The 18,946-nt window shown below is 60.6% G+C and carries 12 protein-coding genes and 1 tRNA gene; 9 read left to right on the plus strand and 4 right to left on the minus strand.

All coding sequences use genetic code 11. The features are described from left to right. The first annotated feature begins 364 nt into the window (after nucleotides 1–364). Complete coding sequence (locus HMPREF2682_RS02815) at nucleotides 365–1,261, plus strand: IclR family transcriptional regulator (RefSeq protein ID WP_371440890.1); 897 nt, start codon at nucleotides 365–367, stop codon at nucleotides 1,259–1,261. 126 nt (nucleotides 1,262–1,387) lie between these two features. Here HMPREF2682_RS02815 and HMPREF2682_RS02820 read toward each other — a convergent pair whose 3' ends face one another. Together HMPREF2682_RS02820 and HMPREF2682_RS02825 are read right to left on the minus strand one after the other, a co-directional pair. Further along, the gene (locus HMPREF2682_RS02820; RefSeq protein WP_070831223.1) at nucleotides 1,388–3,283 is read right to left on the minus strand and encodes a GTPase; all 1,896 of its coding nucleotides are present in this window, start codon (nucleotides 3,281–3,283) and stop codon (nucleotides 1,388–1,390) included. Nucleotides 3,284–3,331: 48 nt separating this feature from the next. Continuing rightward, a complete protein-coding gene (locus HMPREF2682_RS02825; protein ID WP_070831226.1) occupies nucleotides 3,332–5,230 on the minus strand; it encodes a dynamin family protein in 1,899 nt (632 codons plus the stop codon). Nucleotides 5,231–5,869: 639 nt separating this feature from the next. Here HMPREF2682_RS02825 and HMPREF2682_RS02830 point away from each other — a divergent pair. From HMPREF2682_RS02830 to epsC, 7 genes are all read left to right on the plus strand, one after another. Next, a complete protein-coding gene (locus tag HMPREF2682_RS02830; RefSeq protein ID WP_246827241.1) occupies nucleotides 5,870–6,697 on the plus strand; it encodes a DUF6318 family protein in 828 nt (275 codons plus the stop codon). 268 nt (nucleotides 6,698–6,965) lie between these two features. Next, nucleotides 6,966–8,144, plus strand: coding sequence for a DUF6318 family protein (locus HMPREF2682_RS02835; RefSeq protein WP_070831232.1), 1,179 nt, complete (start codon nucleotides 6,966–6,968; stop codon nucleotides 8,142–8,144). 273 nt (nucleotides 8,145–8,417) lie between these two features. Next, a complete protein-coding gene (locus HMPREF2682_RS02840; RefSeq protein WP_070831235.1) occupies nucleotides 8,418–9,260 on the plus strand; it encodes a DUF6318 family protein in 843 nt (280 codons plus the stop codon). A 106-nt stretch (nucleotides 9,261–9,366) separates the two neighbouring features. Next, the gene (locus HMPREF2682_RS02845; RefSeq protein ID WP_070831237.1) at nucleotides 9,367–10,347 is read left to right on the plus strand and encodes a DUF6318 family protein; all 981 of its coding nucleotides are present in this window, start codon (nucleotides 9,367–9,369) and stop codon (nucleotides 10,345–10,347) included. Between the two features lie 117 nt (nucleotides 10,348–10,464). Beyond that, nucleotides 10,465–11,241: a DUF6318 family protein gene (locus HMPREF2682_RS02850; protein WP_070831241.1), complete on the plus strand. Its 777-nt coding sequence runs from the start codon at nucleotides 10,465–10,467 to the stop codon at nucleotides 11,239–11,241. Nucleotides 11,242–11,702: 461 nt separating this feature from the next. Beyond that, nucleotides 11,703–12,638, plus strand: a complete 936-nt coding sequence (gene cysK, locus HMPREF2682_RS02855) for a cysteine synthase A (RefSeq protein ID WP_070831244.1) — start codon at nucleotides 11,703–11,705, stop codon at nucleotides 12,636–12,638. Between the two features lie 313 nt (nucleotides 12,639–12,951). After that, nucleotides 12,952–13,536, plus strand: a complete 585-nt coding sequence (epsC, locus tag HMPREF2682_RS02860) for a serine O-acetyltransferase EpsC (protein WP_005507433.1) — start codon at nucleotides 12,952–12,954, stop codon at nucleotides 13,534–13,536. A 198-nt stretch (nucleotides 13,537–13,734) separates the two neighbouring features. On the opposite strand, the gene gndA is transcribed toward epsC, so the two are convergent. Both gndA and HMPREF2682_RS02870 read right to left on the minus strand, forming a co-directional pair. Further along, the gene (gene gndA, locus HMPREF2682_RS02865) at nucleotides 13,735–15,207 is read right to left on the minus strand and encodes an NADP-dependent phosphogluconate dehydrogenase (protein ID WP_070831248.1); all 1,473 of its coding nucleotides are present in this window, start codon (nucleotides 15,205–15,207) and stop codon (nucleotides 13,735–13,737) included. A gap of 186 nt (nucleotides 15,208–15,393) precedes the next feature. Further along, a tRNA-Val gene (locus tag HMPREF2682_RS02870) sits at nucleotides 15,394–15,466 on the minus strand. 480 nt (nucleotides 15,467–15,946) lie between these two features. Between HMPREF2682_RS02870 and aceE the strand changes: the two genes are divergently transcribed. Then, nucleotides 15,947–18,679, plus strand: coding sequence for a pyruvate dehydrogenase (acetyl-transferring), homodimeric type (aceE, locus tag HMPREF2682_RS02875; RefSeq protein WP_070831251.1), 2,733 nt, complete (start codon nucleotides 15,947–15,949; stop codon nucleotides 18,677–18,679). Nucleotides 18,680–18,946 lie beyond the last annotated feature (267 nt).

An 18,946-nucleotide genomic window follows, 5' to 3' on the forward strand; every position in this document is an offset into this window, starting at 1 on the left:
GGTGCGTGCCGCAAGTTTGCGGAGTGAGGGGCGGATTATGTACCCGATGGGACCCTCAAATCGGTATTTCCCTGCGGCGTGTCGCATATTTTTTCACGGATTCTTAGCCTGTGAGACGGCCTAGAAGCACCCCGAACCAGCAAGTGTTTTTGTGTGGGTTTACTCTATGACTCCAGGGTAATTTTGCGGGATTGCTCGCATTTTTACGCAGCTTTTCGCAGATTTTCACCCATAAACCCACATAAACACTTATTATGAAAAACTCATAATTTATCCCGTAGGGGGTGATTCCATCTTCAGCTCTGTACCCCGAAGAGTCCATGAAGTCCGGGGTATCTTTCATATTCTGAGATAGAATATAAGAATGACTCCTTCCGCATCACGTTTTAACGCACACGGAATGCGTCACCCCAACGCATCCACACAACACAACGCACCGATTGTTGACCCCGTCAAGCCGCCCGAACACATGGCCGCCGACGAGCAGATGGTAGAGGTACACTCCCACGGCTCCTCCGGCGTTGGCGTGCTCGACAAGGCAACCCTCATCCTTGACTGCCTCGAAGCAGGCCCCGTATCCCTGGGCGACCTCGTCAAGGCAACCGGTCTGGCGCGACCGACCGCGCACCGCCTCGCCGTGGCGCTGGCACACCACCGCCTCGTAGCCCGCGACGTGCAGGGACGCTTCATGCTCGGACCCCGCCTGACCGAACTCGCGTCCGCCACCATTTCCGATGAGCTCATCACCGTGGCCGACCCGATTCTGCAGAAGCTCAGCCTCGAAGCTGACGAGTCCACCCAGCTGTACCGCCGCCAGGGCGACTGGCGTGTATGCGCGGCAACCGCGGCACGACCCTCCGGCATGCACGAATCCATCCCGGTCGGTACCCAGCTGTCCATGCAGGCTGGTTCCGCCGCCCAGGTTCTGCTGGCTTGGGAAGACCAGAACCGCATTGTTGAAGGCCTGCGCGATGCGCACTTCAGCGCCGCCATGCTCGCGGCTGTGCGCCGCATCGGTTGGGCGCAGTCCGTGGGTGAGCGCGAGCGCGGTACCGCCTCGGTCTCTGCTCCGGTGCGTGCGCCCGGCGGCAAGGTGATTGCGGCAGTGTCTATCTCAGGCCCGATTGACCGCATGACCCGCCAGCCGAACCGCAACTACCCTGAGCTGGTCGTTAAGGCTGCTCAGGCGATTACGGACGGTCTGCGTGAGCTTGCGGCGTCTCAGCAGGCTCCCTGCGCTGAGAGTACTGAAGAGGACTAAGCTTCAGTAGCGTATAGATTTAATGGAAGAATCCCTCCCCGCCTCGATTGAGGTAGGGAGGGATTCTTTTGTGCGCTCTTAGTTTGATGCAGCTTGTCCTGATGCGGCTTCTCGGATGATACGCCGCTAAATGTCCAGCGCCTTGCGGTAGGAGGTGAGGCGCTTAGCTTCCTGCTGTACCGGTGCGACCACGCAGGACTGCACCGCCTTCTCCACGCCGGTCTGCAGGCGGCCACGTAGCTTACGTGCGTAGTAGCGTGAGCCCATGGCGGTAAGTAGCCTGCCCACACCCGCCGAGGCGATGCCGAGCAGGATACCCAGCAGCAGAAGCAGGGTCGGCAGGGGCACCGGGGAGCCTTCGGGGGTCGGGGCGGGCGGCAGCTGAATCTGCAGGTACGCCATGCCGGAAATCAGGGTCAGCCAGCCAACACCTACCAGAGCACTCAGTAGCGCGATCCACTGCAGGGTATTGAAGACGACCCAGGGGGCGCGAGTGCGGCCCAGACCGTAGTCGATGCGCACCATGTCGCGTTCGAGCAGTTCGGGTAGCTCCGCCTCGCGGGAGAGGGCGGCTTCCTTGATGCTGCGCTTCCACGGTTCGTCGATGCGGGCCGCCATCTGCTTGCTGTACTGGCGCACGGCGTTTGCCATGCCCGCCTTCTGGGCGGCGCTCAGCGGAGGTAGCGAGGATGCCACCAGCTCGGGTGCATTCTCGCTCTCGGAGCCGAGCATGCCCGCGGACTTCTCAGCCTTAGAGGTGCTCTTCGTTTCGTCCTGCTGTCCCAGGTGCAGGCGGCGCAGGGGGTCGGCCTTCAGGCGGCTCATCCAGCGGGTGAGGATCCAGCCGGTGCGCTGTCCCGCGGTGCGGCGGTAGGAGGCGGTCGCTGCCTCCAGAACCTGCTCGGCATGGCTGGAGGTGTAGCACGCCTGCACGAGCTTCTGTTCCGCTTCGAGGGCGTAGGCTCCGGCGAGGACGGTGCCCTCTCCCCCGGCGTAGGTGCGCAGCTGGGAGGCGGTGGCGTGCAGCTGCGCGTCGGTTCGCTGCAGGGACAGGCTCTTGGCAGCGGCCACCTGTGCGAGCAGGTCGCGGAGCACGTCCACGCCTTCGCCGGTTCGTGCGGAGACGGCGATGGGCGCGGCGAGCAGGTGCGCTTCGGTGCCCTCGGCCTGGAGCAGGCGGGTGAGGGATGCGAGCACGGCAGGCACCTCGGCGGGTGCGAGTTTGTCCGCCTGGTTGAGCACGCAGAGCGCCTGCGCGCCGGATGCGGCAAGCGGCACCATGAAGTCGCGGTGGATGACGGCGTCGGCATATTTTTGGGGGTCGACGACCCAGACGAGTACGTCCACGTAGCGCATCATGCGGGCGGCGAGGTCGCGGTTGGTGGTGGTGACCGAGTCGAAGTCGGGCATGTCCAGCAGGATGAGGCCGCCGGTGCGGGTGCGCATTTCGCCGCGTCCGCCGACGGCTCGGCGGATGCGGTTGAAGAGTCCGGGTGCCGGTTCGGTGACGGCGTTGGGTGCCGCAGCTCCCCCGGTTGCTTTATTGTTTCCGCCTGCTTCGTTACCCTCGGTTGCCTCTCCTTCGGCGGCGAGCGCCTGAGTTTGCGGGTAGACGCGCTTGTCGATGCCGAGCCAGTCAAGTAGCTCTTCGCTGCCTTCTGCTTCCCAGATTGCCGCCTGCACGGTGGAGGTCGTCGGGCGTGTGGGAGCAGAGAGGGCAATGTTCTGCCCGGCGATGGCGTTGAAGAGCGTGGATTTGCCGCTGCCGGTCGCGCCGAAGAAGCCGATGACGGTGTGTTCGGTGGAGAGTTCACGGCGCTGGCTGAGACGTTCGAGGGTTTCGGCGGCGTCGAGCAGAACGGTTTCGGGGACTCGTCCTTCGCCGTAGCTGATGGCGTCCTTCAGGGATGCAACGGAGCGCGCGAAGGGCGAGGTTGCCACGGCGGGGGTGGCGCCTCGCTCGGTGTTGCGCTCAGTAGTATTGCGCTCGGCGTTCTCGAGTTTCTTCTCGGGGGTAGTCATAGTGCGTTATTTCTTCGTCTGTGGTGCGGGGTGCCTGTCCGGAGTGGTTTAGCGAGCAACCGTGCCGTTAGTGTGGGCTGCGGCTTGGCGCTGTGTGGTTTGACTCTGGGTGCTCATTTCTGCGGCGATTGCCTGCACCTGCTCAGCGGCGCGGTGAATGTCCTCGGCATCAGCCTGCGGGTCGGTTTCTTCCAGTACGGCGGTGAAGGGCTGGGCGTGCTCAGTGAGCAGATCAGCCATGCGTTCAAGCAGGTCGGTGCGGGCGCGGGTTGCCATGCGGCGCACGGCATCTTCACCAAAGATGGACTCGAGCAGCTTGGTGCCGACCACGCCGCTACCGCCCGCAATGCCCGCCTCAATACCGGTAATACCACCGGTGAGGCTGAACGCGGCGACCATGAGCATGACGGCGGCGGCGTTCACGCCCAGGGAGAGGAAGCGGGCACGCTTGCGCTTATCGGCGCCTTCTTCGCGAATCATTTCGAGCACGGAGCCCTGCCAGAGGCGAATCTGCTCGGCAACGGCTGCGGAGAAGATGTCCTCGGCGGATTGCACCTCGCCCTTAGCTTCTGCGTTCTGTTCGGGCACAGCAGAGGTAGCCTGCGGCGCATCCAGGCGTGCCAGCAGGGAGCGTCCGGCGCGGCTGGCACGCCAGCGGGTGCGGGTGTTTTCGGAGGCGCGGGCAGCTGCATCCAGCACGACGGCGTGGATGCCGCTTTCGAGGGCGTCCTCTACCTTCTGGGCGGCGGCGGGCTGGCCGCGCAGGGCGGAGCCGACGCGGTCGCGCAGGCGGCCGATGGTGCTGTCGAGGGAGCGGAAGAAGTCGCCGGTTCCCACGAAGTCGTGCCAGCGCGAGAGCACTTCGCCGCGTAGCAGGGAGCCGTCGGAGAGGGCACCGTCGATGGTGGTCAGCGCGTCCTCGTATTCTTCGGCGGCGATGGTGGCAAGCGACTGGTGTGCCGCCTGCTGGCGTGCCTGTTCGGCAGCGAGCACCTGCAGGTTGCCCGCGAGGGTTTCAACGGCACCGGCGAGGGTCTGCCGGGCGATGGCGGCGCGGGCGGGCGCGTCGGCGCCGAGTTCGCGGATCCACAGGGTCAGCGGGGCGAGGCTGACGGGGGCGAGCATGCCCTTCTCGTCACGCTGCTGTTCGGTGACGGTGTGAATCAGCACGGCGTGGATTCCCGCCTCGTCGAGCATGCGTCGCAGGTCGTTTTCGATGGCTTCTTCGTCGCCTTCGGGCACGCGGTTGAGCACTACGGCGATTGCGATGGAGCGTGCGGCGGCCTCGTGGAGCAGTTCCCAGGGCACGGCGTCGGCGTAGCGGTTGGCGGTGGTGACGAAGAGCCACAGGTCTGCGGCGGAGAGCAGCTCCTTGGCGAGGGTGCGGTTTTCCTCGGAGACGGAGTCGATATCGGGCGCGTCAATGAGCGCAATGCCCTGCGGCAGCGCCGAGGTAGTAATAGGAATGAGGGCGCGCGCAATCTTCGGGTCGAGGCCGGGTAGTGCCTGCGATCCGGCGTTCATGCCGGAGGTGCGGGTACGCGGCAGGGTAGGCAGGAAGCGTTCGGGTGACAGCGCCGCCTCGTCTTCTGCACGGTGCAGCAGGACGGGGTGGCGGGTGGTGGGTCGAATCGCGCCGGACTGGGTGAGCGGCTCGCCGAGCAGGGGGTTGACGAGGGTGGATTTACCGGCGCCGGTGGAGCCGCCGACCACGATGGTGAGGGGGTTATCGACGCTGGCGCTACGCGGCAGGATGTAGTCGTCGAGTTGGCGTGCCATGGCGGCGAGTAGGGTGCGCGCGGTGGCGGTGCCGTGCTCTGCGGTGCCGTCGTGGGCGACGGTGTAGGGGGTGCCGGGGGTTTCGCCGGCTTCTACGTCGAGCGGGAGGGGGATTCGAGTGAGCAGTTCGCGCGCTGCTTTGAGCTGCGCATAGTCGGTGGTAGTCACAGCGCTATTGTCCCATAGGGGGAACCCGCTTCATGCCAGGTATGGGCGTTGTGGTGGGCACGTTGCGGCGGCGGGGAGTTTGGGTTCGCTTTTCGGGGTGTTTTTGATGGGTGTTCGGACAACGTGGAGAGGTTGAAATACTATTTACACACGAGGTGCAACAACTCCAATTTACGATTTACTCATATCAAGAAAAAGCCGAAAAATCCCTAAGTTTCTAGGGGAAACAACAGATTTTAATGCGGTTATCCCAAACACATTGGTACGTTTTATAACCCGCATAAAACGGGCAAATATTAAGATTTGATAACTTTTTACGCTCAAGCGCAGATATGGTCGTTTCGAACCTGAAAGTACGCTTAGAATCATTGAGCACGACAACCAGGCAGGTCATAACCCACACCGATTCCTTCAGGAGGCTTCTGGCCTGCCCTTTCTATCGCATCCGTACTCACCGCGGTATGCCACACCCATCGGGAACGCTCACCGACCCCTCATGCAACTGCAATCAACTGCCGTTGAGGTTCACTGCATTCGAGCTACCCGTTACTGCCTGCCCGTCTTTACTCTTGCGAAAGGTTGCGTATGTTCGGTTCGCTGTCACGTCGCCATCTTCTTGCTCTTTCTTCCGGAGCAGCATTGAGTGCACTCGCAAGCGCTTGCAGCCCCAACGCAGTTTCTCGCCCTCAACCACTCACTGAATCCTCTCCCACTAATGCCGCACCGGCACCTCAGAGCGCCCAGACCAAATCTGCGACCACCACGCGCAGCATCACCTACGCCGAGCCTCTACCCAAATCCGCTCTGGACGGCCGCGGCCCGGCGATCCTGCCCGATCAGTTCTTTGAGCGCGTCGGCAATTTCTCGAACGGCACTCTCAGTCACCGTGCCGTCAATGTCCCTCGCCCCACCATGCCTCCGGAGGCTAAGGAACGTACCGTTGAGGGCCTGCACGCCTTCCTGCAGTACTGGGGTGCGGCGCAGAACTACATGCTCCTCACCGGCGATACCGACCCCTTCATGAGCCTGCCCGGCCAGGAGCACTTTAGCCACATGGCGCAGATGTACCGCGACATTTACCGCTACAACATTGGCTGGCTGGTCTCTAAGAGCAACCACCCCATGTGCATCAATCTAAGCTCCCCGCAGCCGGTACCCGCCACCGAGCAGGACGTCTACTGCTGGAAGGCGACCCTGAAGGTGGATGAGAACGCGTTCCTGTTCAACCATGAGACCCGTCAGCGTGAGCAGCTCACCGGTATCTACGGCAGCAATCAGAAGGCGGATGCGTACGTCTACTTTGGTGAAGAGGGCTGGCAGATGCTGGAGGACCCGAAGTCTTCCCCGAGCGCTACCGCCACCCCGGCGGCTACCACTGAACCGTCCGCGAACGCCCCGAGCGCGCACCCGACCCCGAATGAGAGCTCCTCTTCTAAGGCGGCTCGTTATATTCGAGGCTCAGCCTAAAGCTTCTTTACATCCGTGCCTCAAAGAACCCGTCATATTGGGTGATATGAGGCACGGATGAGGGCTTTTATTTGTGTGCCACGCGTGAAATCTATAGGCTAGGGCTAGATGAGGTCCGCCCATTTTCACCTCAATACGCCTCTACCCGCCCCGCGGGTGACTGCTTCACGCCTTTCTTACAGGGGCTGATGTTAGGCTGAGGATTAGGGCGTGAGCTCTTCACCTATCACCGATACTTCCGCATCACAGCACATTCAAGGGGATCACTATGATTCACAGCCGCCGCCACTTTATTGCGCTCACGGGCACTGCCGCCCTGGGTGCGATGCTTGCCGCTTGCGGTTCCAAAAAGACTGCGGAGGCGACCGCCTCCCCCACTCCTTCCGCTTCGATTGCGGGTGCCTACGATAACCTGTCGGGCGAGCTGAAGTGGACCAAGTACGTTGCCGGTACCGGTGCTGCTCCGATGAGTAGCACCGACCCGGAGACCGGTCAGGTCTACACGATTGAGCCGACCGCCGGCCCCGCGAGCGTTGATTCTAAGGCGAGCGCCGTGCCCATCCCGGTTGAGGATGAGACCATGTACGAGAAGAACGCCCGCAGCCTGCGCGCCACCTTCGCGTATTTTGCGGCGGCGGTGAACTACGCCCGCATGACCGGTGATCCCGGTCCGGCCCTGCAGGTGGTTCATCAGGATAATTCTGTTCAGCGTGCTTCTTTGGAGAAGCTGCGCGCCTTCTATGCGCCCGGCACGAACTGGCTGGTTGATGGTGAGTGGACCTTCCGCCTGACCGATAAGCAGCCGACTACTCGCGGCACTAAGTATTCGTGGGCGTGCACCGTGACTCAGGCGCACGGTCTGCAGGTTGAGAAGGCGACGAACACGACCAAGCCCCTGGAGGACACAGAGGCACAGGAGATTAAGGCTCTCTACGCTGAGTACGATGAGGAAGCGAAGCGCTGGTTGGTGATTTCGCCTCAGCAGTATGATCCGGCGTTGACTCCGAAGCCGACTCAGACTCCGCGCGCGCATCCTTCCTCGACGTATACCCCGACGGTGACTGATGACAGCACCGTGGCGGCTAATGGCGGCGCTCACACTGGCGCGAACACTTCGGGTAACGGTGCCGCACAGGGTACCGCTAACAACGGTGCCGCCCAGAATGGCGCAGGTCAGAGCGGTGCGGGCCAGAACGGCGGCTCCCAGAACGGCGGCGCACGACAGTACACCGGCTCCCAGAACGGTGGAGCGCAGAACGGTGGCGCACAGGCTCCTCAGCCTGCCGCTACCCAGGCGCCTGCGGCTACCGCTCCCGCGCAGCCCGTGGCGACTCAGCCTGCAGCTGCGACGGCTCAGCCGACTGTAGCACCCGGCGCCCCAGATGCGGGCGGTGCTGCTGGCGGCGCTGAGGCACCTGCCGGTGTTCCCGGTGAGGGCGCCCAGTAGCCTCTCCCCTATAGACGATGAACGCGTCCTCTCCTTCGCTATACCCGCTATGCCCCATTCGGCGCGATGCTCCCGCTGGTTACAGTAAGACTGCGGTAAGTTCGCTGATGGGCGGCATATCACGCTCCTTTGGGCGCTGGTACGCACGGGTGTGAAGGCGGGGGCGCGTTATACTTAGGACTGTCTCTAGAGGGATGTCCGCGTGTGATATCCGCTCGTCGAGGCGTTCTCTCACTCGTCTCTCACCTGAGATTCTCACTCGAAAGGTATTCCGTGGCGCTTTTCCCCATGACCTCCGGGCTTCCCAGTTCCACTACCGGCATTAGCCGCCGTTCTGCTCTGCGTTACGCGGGTGCGGGCGTTGCGGGCGTGTCTTTGAGCACCCTGCTGGTTGCGTGTGGCGGTGGTTCTTCCTCCAGCGAGAACGCTGATGCGGATACCCCTCAGATTTCTCCGTCGGCTTCTGCGCGCACTGATTTTAGCGGCGAGGTCACCTTCGACAACTATGAGAAGAAGGGTAATTTCGTTCCGGCGACCGAGTCTGCGCCCGCGCAGAACGTGCCGTTCCCTAAGCGCCCGGCGAGCGCCTCGGAGAACTCGGTGCAGGGTCTGTACGATTCGATTGCGTTCGTGTATGCGGCGATTAACTACCTGGTGCTGACCGGTGACGCCGGCCCGCTACGTGAGTCGAAGGCTGATGAGAAGTTCGTTGCGTCGTTCTCGTCGTTCATGGATGAGTCGAATGAGAGCTCGCAGGCGCGTGACTGGTATGTGTCGCCGAAGGTGACTATGTCGGCGTTTACTGCTGTTCCTGCTCTGGTGAAGAAGAGCGTTCAGTGGACCTTTGACCTGGTGATTGATTTGGGTCCGACCGTGGTGATTGACGGTGCTCCTGCGGAGATGTCCGAGAAGGTGCGCCGCACTGAGCGTGGCCTGGTGATTACCGGTGTGCGCCACGATAATGACTGGACTTTGACCATTCAGGATGAGTACGAGGTTCAGGCGTCGGCTCAGCCGAAGAATGGTGGCGCTAATGGTGGTGCCGCTAACGGCGGTAATGCTGGCAATTCCGGTAACTCCGGTAACGGCGGCAACTCTAATGGTGACAACCTTTAAGCCCTCAGAAGGATGAGGCATCATGCCCTAACTCGCACTCGGGTTAGGGCATGATCTGTTTTACTCTGGTAGTAACGAGCTTTCCCGAATTCAAGGTTTTTCTCTTATGTCTTCTTTTTCTCAGTCTTTCTCTCGCCGCTCCCTGCTGCGTCTGGGTGTGGGCGCCTCCGCTGTTGCGGGTTCTGCGGCGCTGTTGAGCGCGTGCGGCTCGGGTGGCTCTAGCCAGCAGTCGGGTTCTCAGGGCGGTAGCCTGAGCGGTTCGAAGTCGAGCGCTAACCCGAATGGGTACAGCGATGATGGTCAGAACTATTCGGGTCTGGTGGAGTACACCCATTATGATGGTGCGCTGAATTATGAGCAGGGTACGGTGGATCATCCGCCGCGTAATGCTCCGAAGCCGAAGGTGACTGATAAGCTCTCGTTGAATACGGTGACGGGTTTCCATGAGGCGGTTGCTTATTTTGCGGCGGCTATGGATTACCTGGTGAAGACCGGTAGCACGGATGCGTTCTCGACCGGCATTCAGCTGTCCTCGAAGACTCGCTCTGAGGTGGATGCCCTGTCGGCATCGATTCTGGCGGGTGTGGAAAAGGGTTCCTGGTATGTGAACCCGTCGGCGTCTTATGCCCTGGCGAGCGCTCAGCCGTCGATTATGAGCGATGGCAACCTGCTGTTCAAGGGTCAGTACACTCTGGACTTTGGTACGGAAGCGGTGGCTGAGGGTAAGATCCAGCCGGTGGCCGCCTCGGCGAGCGCCTCTGCCTCCGCGTCTGCGGAGCCTACTGAGCCGTCTGAGGATGCGCTGGTATCTGATGCGGCGTCCCCGAGCGCCTCTGCCTCTGCGACTGCTGCGGGTCCGGCTTCTCGAGTGACGATTCAGGAGTGCGATTTCCGCGGCCGCTATCACGCTGATTCGAAGATGTGGGAGCTGAGCGTGGCGTACGGTGCCACCATTCAGGGAGGCGCTGCCCAGGGCGGCGCCTCTACCGCGAGCGCGGCAGCGTCCGGCGCGGCTTCCGCTTCCTCTTCTGCCGCCGCTTCTGCTGAGGCTTCCGTTGAGGCGTCCGCCACCTCCGCGGCGTCATAGTTCGTCATAACGCTTTTATCTGCGAGGCGCTTCTCACGCTTCGCCCACTCAACTCTGTATCCTGTTGGGTTTGCGGCTAAACTGGTTGCAATCACCGACTGACTGAAAGGTATCACTATGTCCGAGAACCTGACCCGCCGCGCGGCGCTGGGTGTGCTGGGCGTCAGCTCTATGGCTTTGCTGGCGGCTTGTGGCTCTAAGGCTACTTCTGAGGCGTCTGCTTCCGCTTCTGGCTCTGAGAGCGCTTCTGCTGCGGCTTCTGAGTCTGCTACCGCTTCGCCGAGCGCTTCGGCTTCGGCGTCTGCTTCCCCTTCCGCTTCTGCGTCGGCTTCTGCTTCGGCGTCGAGCTCTCCGCTGCCTAATGACAATAAGGATTACAGCGGCGTGGCAAAGCTGGAGAAGATGGAGGAGCACGGCGAGTACCAGCCGGGTAATGCTGAGCACCCGCCGCAGAACGTGCCGTCCCCGATTGTTCCGGAGGCTATGCACCAGAATTCGGTGGCTGGCTTCGCGGCGGCTCTGGCGTACTTCGGTGCGGCGTTTGAGTACCTGCTGCGTACCGGTGATATGCACTACATGAACGAGGTCAGCACCGACCAGGAGACCCTGGCGGCGATGAAGAAGTACGCGGATTCCACTAAGGCAGGTATTGAAGAGAAGAAGACCTGGTACGTGAACCCGACCGCTACCTTGACTATCGGTACTAAGCAGCCGGTTCTGGCGCAGGGTGCGTACAACTGGACCGTGACTCTGAACGTTGATCTGGGCGAGAAGCTGTTCAAGGACGGCAAGGAGCAGACCGTGGCGGCTGATAAGCGTCACGTGAAGATGTTCGGTGAGGCAGTTGGTCGCTACTTGAACAACAAGTGGGACCTGCACATGGACATCAACTAGTCCCCTGGGCTGGTTCTCTCCCCCGCTTTTGCGTCTTTTCCATCTCAGGATGCGGTTTTTCACTGTTTTTTCCATTGATGGCAATAAAATTTGTGGCTCCAGCTTGCGGTGAACAGAGTTCATCACTACTCTTATATACAGAGGTTGTCTTTTGGGCTACATAATGTTTCTAGAGAGCGCCGCACATTCATCATCCTTTATCGAGAAAGGGTTTGTGCGGCGCTTTTCTGTACCCTCTTTCGGGTAGCTTTTCTAGCCCCTTTTTCAGCCCCTTTTTTGTGCCGGTTGAGGTTGAGGCTGAGCCTTCGGCTCTTTTGAAGTTTTTCAGTCATTATTACGAACTGTGAACGGCAGGGTTACCCCGGCGCGTTTGGCGTAGTAGAGTTGCCACGTAACCGATTATTCATTGCGGAGACCCCGTCGCGGCTGGCCTCCCCCCAGGCTCATGTAAGGAGCACCCCATGGCAAAGATTCTCAACAGCATTGTTGAAGCAACCGGCCAGACCCCCCTGATTAAGCTGAACCGACTGGACGAGGGTCTTCCCGGTAACGTCGCGGTCAAGCTTGAGTTCTACAACCCCGCTGGTTCGGTCAAGGACCGTATCGGCCGCGCCATCATTGACGCTGCTGAGAAGTCGGGTGCGTTGAAGCCCGGCGGCACCATTGTTGAGGGTACTTCCGGTAACACCGGTATTGCGCTGGCTATGGTGGGTGCTGCTCGCGGTTACCGCGTCATCCTGACCATGCCGGAGACCATGTCTGCTGAGCGTCGCGTGTTGCTGCGCGCTTACGGTGCTCAGATTGTGCTGACCCCCGGTACCGAGGGTATGCGCGGTGCTGTGGAGAAGGCTAAGGAAATCGTTGCGACCACCGAGAACGCTATCCTGGCGTCTCAGTTCTCTAACGAGGCGAACCCCGCTATTCACTACAACACCACCGGCCCCGAGATTTGGGAAGCAACCGACGGCAAGGTCGACATTTTCGTGGCGGGTATTGGCACCGGCGGCACCATCTCCGGTACCGGTAAGTACCTGAAGGAGCAGAACCCCAACGTGAAGGTTGTTGCGGTTGAGCCGAAGGACTCCCCGCTGCTCTCTGAGGGTCGCGTTGGCCCCCACAAGATTCAGGGCCTGGGCGCTAACTTCGTTCCGGACACCCTGGACCGCGGCATCTACGATTCCGTGACCCCGGTCAGCGCTGAGGACGCTATGCGCACCTCCCGCCTGCTGGCTACCCAGGAAGGTATTCTGGGCGGTATTTCTTCCGGTGCGGCTGTTTGGGCTGCTCTGGATGAGGCTAAGAAGTCTGAGAACAAGGACAAGCTGATTGTGGCTATCGTTCCTGACTTCGGTGAGCGTTACATCTCTACCGCTCTGTACGAGGATATCCGCGGCTAATTGAGCTTCTGAGCCCCCGTTAGTGGGAGGTTTCAGGTTTATAGTGCTACGCCCCGTCTGCCGGTTGCATACACGGCAGGCGGGGCGTTTTGCGTGCCCCAATCTAGCGTCTGCGGGTGGAGGCTCTTGGCGGGGTTGTGCAGAGTTATGCAGGGCGTAAATATTACGTTCTGCACGGAATTGTGACTGAGATGTCGGAGGGGGCGTCCACTATGACAGCTGAGGGTGCGGGAATAGGTGAATGGGCCTCATTGTTGGTACCTTTGGAAAGGTCGCATACACAGAGCACGACCGATGAGGGAAAGGGAACCCAATGAGTTTTATTGCGCGTCTGCGTGAAGATATTGAGAACGTCCGCCAGCACGACCCTGCTGCGCGTGGCGCTGTCGAGATTGCGCTGAACTATTCGGGTATGCACGCCATTTGGGTTCACCGCCTGACCCATAAGCTCTGGCAGAAGGATGAGACGAAGGCTCTGGCGCGTACCCTTTCGCAGTTTGCGCGTTTTCTGACCGGCGTGGAGATTCACCCGGGCGCGACCATTGGCCGCCGTTTCTTCATTGATCACGGCATGGGCATTGTCATTGGCGAAACCGCTGAGGTCGGTGACGACGTAATGCTGTACCACGGCGTGACCCTGGGTGGTCGCTCCCTGGAGAAGGTGAAGCGCCACCCCACCATCGGCGACCGCGTGACCATTGGTGCCGGCGCGAAGGTGCTGGGTCCGGTGGTTATTGGTGCCGATAGCGCGATTGGCGCGAACGCCGTGGTGGTCAACGATCACCCCGCCGACTCGATTATTACCGGCATTCCCGCGAAGCACCGCCCGCGCACTCCAGAGAAGAAGAAGCCCCTGGTGGACGCTGTGGAGTACATTGACCCCGCCATGTGGATTTAGTACTCGCTAGCGTTTTGAGCCCGTAGAGGCGCGCCTGGAGGCTCCTAGCTAATATCCACAGCTCCTCTCCCCTGTTGCACCCCTGAGATATATCGTGAGATACCTCGGGGACTGCCTTATCAAGACATAACGAAAGCCCGCCCCGACCGGATTCTCATCCAGCCGAAGGCGGGCTTTGACGTATTTAGCTACGGGAGCTTAGTGAACGTGAATGTCCGCTGCGTTCACCTCGGAACGGTCACCGCTCCACATGGTGTGGAAGGCGCCCTCTTCGTCAATACGACCGTAGGTGTGCGCACCGAAGAAGTCACGCTGACCCTGAATCAGGGATGCGGGCAGGCGGTCGCGGCGCAGACCGTCGTAGTAGGACAGTGCGGAAGCAAACACCGGCACGGGGATGCCCAGTGCGGTTGCCTTAGCCACCACGCGACGCCAGGAAGGAACGAGCTCCTCCATGAGGTTCTTGAAGGCGGGTGCCAGCAGCATGTTCGCGGGAGCCTCATCAGCGTAGGCAGCCATGATGTCGCCCAGCAGTTCTGCGCGGATGATGCAGCCTGCACGCCACAGCGATGCGATGGTGTCCAGCTTCAGGTCCCAGCCGTATTCCTTGCCTGCGCGGGTGAGCAGGTCCATGCCCTGTGCGTATGCAACGAGCTTGGACGCGAAGAGTGCGCGGCGCACGTCCTCAACGAACTCGGGGTCGCCTGCGCCCACGCCGGTGGTTGCGATCAGGCCTGCGGGCAGTTCGCGCTGTGCCTGCTCGCGCTGCTCACGCTCGGAGGAGGAGAGGGCGCGTGCGAACACGGACTCTGCGATAGCGGAGACGGGGGAACCGAGGTCCAGGCCAGCCTTAGCGGTCCACAGGCCGGTACCCTTCTGGCCAGCTGCGTCAACAATCACGTCGACCAGGGGCTTGCCGGTCTTTGCGTCTACCTGTGCGAGCACCTCTGCGGTGATTTCGATCAGGTAGGAGCTCAGGTCGCCTTCGTTCCAGGTCTTGAAGATTTCTGCCTGCTGTGCCGGCTCAATGCCTGCCACGGAGCGGAGAATGTCGTAGGCCTCGCCGATCACCTGCATGTCGGCGTACTCGATGCCGTTGTGGACCATCTTCACGAAGTGACCCGCACCGTCGGTGGAGATCCATGCGCAGCAGGGTGCACCGTCCTGGGGTGCCTTCGCTGCAATCTTCTCGAGCATGGGGCCGAGGTGCTTGTAGGACTCTGCGGAACCGCCGGGCATCATGGAGGGGCCCCAGAGAGCGCCCTCTTCACCGCCGGAGACGCCAACGCCCACGAAGTGCAGGCCCTTTTCAGCCAGGGCGTGCTCGCGGCGGATGGTGTCGGGGAAGTGGGAGTTACCGCCGTCAATAATGATGTCGCCCTCATCGAGCATGGGGGTGAGCTGCTCGATAACAGCGTCGACGGGTGCGCCCGCCTTGACCATAATCAGGATGCGGCGGGGAGACTCGAGGGAGTCGACGAGTTCCTGCAGGGACTCGGTGCGGATGAAGTCGCCGTCTGCGCCGTGCTCAGCCAGCAGTGCGTCGGTCTTCTCTACGGAACGGTTGTGCAGTGCCACGGTGTAGCCGTTACGTGCCAGGTTGCGGGCGAGGTTTGCGCCCATGACAGCAAGGCCGGTGACACCAATCTGTGCCTTCTTGTTTTCAGTCATGTATATAAGGATACGCGCTGAGGGCAGGCTATATATAGGTGGAGTGCACTTTTATGCTCGAAGGAATCGCAGTTCCGACCGAATTATTTTCGTGAGCCTCCCGCCCGGTACTCTCGCGGCAGGTCAATGGGTAAATACAACCGGGTAAACAAAAACCCCGGTACCTTGCGGTACCGGGGTAATCGGTGGGTCCTACCGGGATCGAACCGATGACATCCACGGTGTAAACGTGGCGCTCTACCAGCTGAGCTAAAGACCCATAGTTCTCACTGTTTCGTTTCCGTTCCAGTGGCGAACACAAGAAAAAACTATACGGGCTTCTACCGAAACACGCAACTCAATAGAACGTGTTCTATGTCTCAGTATTTTTTTCGTTTTCCCACTGCACCCCACACCAAGCCACACCAAGCCATAGTTGACCCCCTCCCCTCAGACGGACCATGCCCCCTTATGCCGCACCATTCCGCCGCCCCCACCATTCCGCGCTATTTAGGTGCAAAAAGACCATAACTAGCACTTTTAATGCGCATTTTTTCCACTCAGAGAGCCACAATGCGAAACCCACATCACAAAAACCCCCATTTGAGACCAAGAGAGGCACCTTTAGGTCTAAGATAGTAGAGATAAGAAGCGAAGTAGGTCTCACAGACCTATAGCGCTTAAACACAAAGATTGTTCGACAACGCAACATCGCGCGGCGGGCGATCTCACAACCGCACAGAAGAGAGGTTGGATTAGTTTGGCTAACGTACCGAACGAGCACTCCCTGAGCACCCTTCTTGATGGCCTCAAGGACATCGACGTAGAAGAGACCCAGGAATGGGCTGAGTCCCTCGAGGACCTTATCAAGACTCACGGCACCGAGCGTGCAGAGTACATCCTTCGCGCACTGCTCAAGGAAGCTGGTGCAAAGGGCGTAAAGGTCCCCACTCTGGTCAAGACCGACTACATCAACACCATCCCCGCCGACCAGCAGCCCGAGTACCCCGGTGATGAGGAACTCGAGCGCCAGTACCGCGCATGGATTCGTTGGAACGCAGCAATCATGGTTCAGCGTGCCCAGAAGAAGGGCATCGGCGTTGGCGGTCACATCTCCACCTTCGCAGGTGTTGCTGACCTCTACGAAATGGGCCAGAACCACTTCTTCCGCGGCCGTAACCACCCCGGTGGCGGCGACCAGGTCTTCTTCCAGGGTCACTCCTCCCCCGGTGTCTACTCCCGCGCATTCGTTGAAGGCGTCCTGACCGAAGAGCAGATGGACGGCTTCCGCCAGGAGAAGACCAAGGGCGCAAACGGTATTCCTTCGTACCCGCACCCCCGTTGCATGCCCGAGTTCTGGCAGTTCCCGACCGTTTCCATGGGTCTGGGCCCCCTGAACGCAATCCACCAGGCATCCTTCAACAAGTACCTGCACAACCACAAGATCAAGGACACCTCCGAGCAGCACGTCTGGGCATTCCTGGGCGACGGCGAGATGGACGAGCCCGAGTCGCGTGGTGCACTGCAGCTGGCTGCAAACGAGCACCTGGACAACCTGACCTTCGTCGTCAACTGCAACCTGCAGCGTCTGGACGGCCCCGTTCGTGGTAACGGCAAGATCGTTCAGGAGCTCGAGGCATTCTTCCGCGGCGCAGGCTGGCACGTCATCAAGGTCCTGTGGGGCTCCGACTACGACGAGCTGCTCAAGAAGGACAAGAGCGGCAAGCTCATCCAGCTGATGAACGAGACCCTCGACGGTGACTACCAGACCTTCCGTGGCGAAGACGGCGGCTACATCCGCGAGCACTTCTTCGGCAAGTACCCCGAGACCAAGGAACTGGTTGCAGACCTGACCGACGAGCAGATCTTCAACCTGCGCCTGGGTGGCCACGACGACAAGAAGCTCTACGCAGCCTACAAGGAAGCTATGGAGACCAAGGGCAAGCCCACCGTCATCCTGGCACAGTCCATTAAGGGTGCGGAGCTCGGCCCCTACTTCGAGGCACGTAACTCCACCCACCAGATCAAGAAGTTCACCATGGAAGCACTGAAGGGCTTCCGTGACCACCTGAACATCCCCATCTCCGACGAGGAGCTGGAGAAGGATCTGTACAACCCGCCGTACTACCTGCCCGAGGCAAACCACCCGGCACTGCAGTACATGCAGGCACGCCGTAAGGAACTCGGCGGTTACATCCCCGGCCGTGCAAACACCCAGCCTGAGATTATCCTGCCCGAGTCCAAGGTCTACGCACAGACCAAGAAGGGCTCCGGCAAGCAGACCGCTGCTACCACCATGGCGTTCGTCCGCCTGATGAAGGACCTCATGCGTGTGAAGGGCTTCGGCCACCGTATCGCTCCCATCACCCCCGATGAGGCACGTACCTTCGGTATGGACTCCTTCTTCCCCTCGGCTAAGCTGTACAACCCCAACGGCCAGAACTACGTGCCCGTTGACCACCAGCTCATGCTCACCTACACCGAGTCCCCCGAGGGCCAGATTGTTCACGTGGGTATTAACGAGGCAGGCGCAACCGCTGCATTCATCGCTCTGGGTTCGTCCTACGACACCCACGGCGAGCCGATGATTCCGATTTACATCTTCTACTCGATGTTCGGCTTCCAGCGCACCGGCGACGGCTTCTGGGCTGCTGCCGACCAGCTGTGCCGCGGCTTCGTCATCGGTGCAACCGCAGGTCGTACCACCCTGTCCGGTGAGGGCCTGCAGCACAACGACGGCCACTCCCCGATCCTGGCCTCCACCAACCCGGCCTTCAAGATCTACGACCCGGCTTACGGCTACGAGATCGCTCACATCGTGGAGCGCGGTATCGAGCAGATGTACGGTACCAAGGACGAAGACCACAACGTCATGTACTACCTGACCGTGTACAACGAGCCGATTCACCAGCCTGCTGAGCCGGCAAACGTTGACGTTGAGGGCATCATCAAGGGTATCCACAAGATTAGCGAGTCCCCGCTGACCTCCGGCCCCAAGGCACAGCTGCTGGCATCCGGCGTTGCTGTTCCGTGGGCTGAGAAGGCTCAGAAGCTGCTGGCTGAGGACTGGGGCGTCTCCGCAGACCTCTGGTCCGTCACCTCGTGGACCGAGCTGCGCCGCGACGGCATTGCCGCTGAGGAAGAGGCTCTGCTGAACCCGAACCAGCCCGCTCGCGTTCCTTACGTGACCCAGAAGCTGGCAGGCGCTGCTGGCCCGATCGTCGCGACCACCGACTTCGCTTCGGATGTTCCCGACCAGATCCGCCAGTTCGTTCCGAACGACTTCGCAACCCTGGGTGCTGACGGCTTCGGCTTCGCAGACACCCGCCCGGGTGCACGTCGCTTCTTCCACATCGATGCAGAGTCGGTTGTTGTCCGCACCCTGCAGATGCTGGCAAAGCGCGGCGAGGTTGCAGCAGACGTTCCCGCGAAGGCATTCGCTAAGTACGACCTGCTGAACGTGAACGCTAACTCCGAGCTGGAGCAGCACTAAGCATTTAGCGGTAGAACCTCGGTTCTGCGTTAGAAGCTAAACGATGCCCCCGGTTGATGATTTATCAACCGGGGGCATTCGTGTTTTAACTGTGACGAGGTGCAGGGCGCCCGAGCTTTTTCCTGTTGGTATTCTCGTTGACTATGCGTTTCTTATGTAATAAATCAGACGTGACCGGGATTTTGGTTGCCTGGTGCGTCTAGCCGGTGGTAGGCTTTAACCACCCTTCAACTATGATATTCGCCATAGTATCGGTGGATATTTTAG

The sequence above is a fragment of the Rothia sp. HMSC061D12 genome, from assembly GCF_001836735.1.
Taxonomy (GTDB): Bacteria; Actinomycetota; Actinomycetes; order Actinomycetales; family Micrococcaceae; genus Rothia.

Coding starts and splice junctions, on each gene's coding strand:
- HMPREF2682_RS02815 (WP_371440890.1), top strand. CDS start 365: ATGACTCCTTCCGCATCACGTTTTAACGCACACGGAATGCGTCACCCC.
- HMPREF2682_RS02820 (WP_070831223.1), bottom strand. CDS start 3,283: ATGACTACCCCCGAGAAGAAACTCGAGAACGCCGAGCGCAATACTACT.
- HMPREF2682_RS02835 (WP_070831232.1), top strand. CDS start 6,966: ATGATTCACAGCCGCCGCCACTTTATTGCGCTCACGGGCACTGCCGCC.
- HMPREF2682_RS02845 (WP_070831237.1), top strand. CDS start 9,367: ATGTCTTCTTTTTCTCAGTCTTTCTCTCGCCGCTCCCTGCTGCGTCTG.
- HMPREF2682_RS02850 (WP_070831241.1), top strand. CDS start 10,465: ATGTCCGAGAACCTGACCCGCCGCGCGGCGCTGGGTGTGCTGGGCGTC.
- cysK (WP_070831244.1), top strand. CDS start 11,703: ATGGCAAAGATTCTCAACAGCATTGTTGAAGCAACCGGCCAGACCCCC.
- epsC (WP_005507433.1), top strand. CDS start 12,952: ATGAGTTTTATTGCGCGTCTGCGTGAAGATATTGAGAACGTCCGCCAG.
- gndA (WP_070831248.1), bottom strand. CDS start 15,207: ATGACTGAAAACAAGAAGGCACAGATTGGTGTCACCGGCCTTGCTGTC.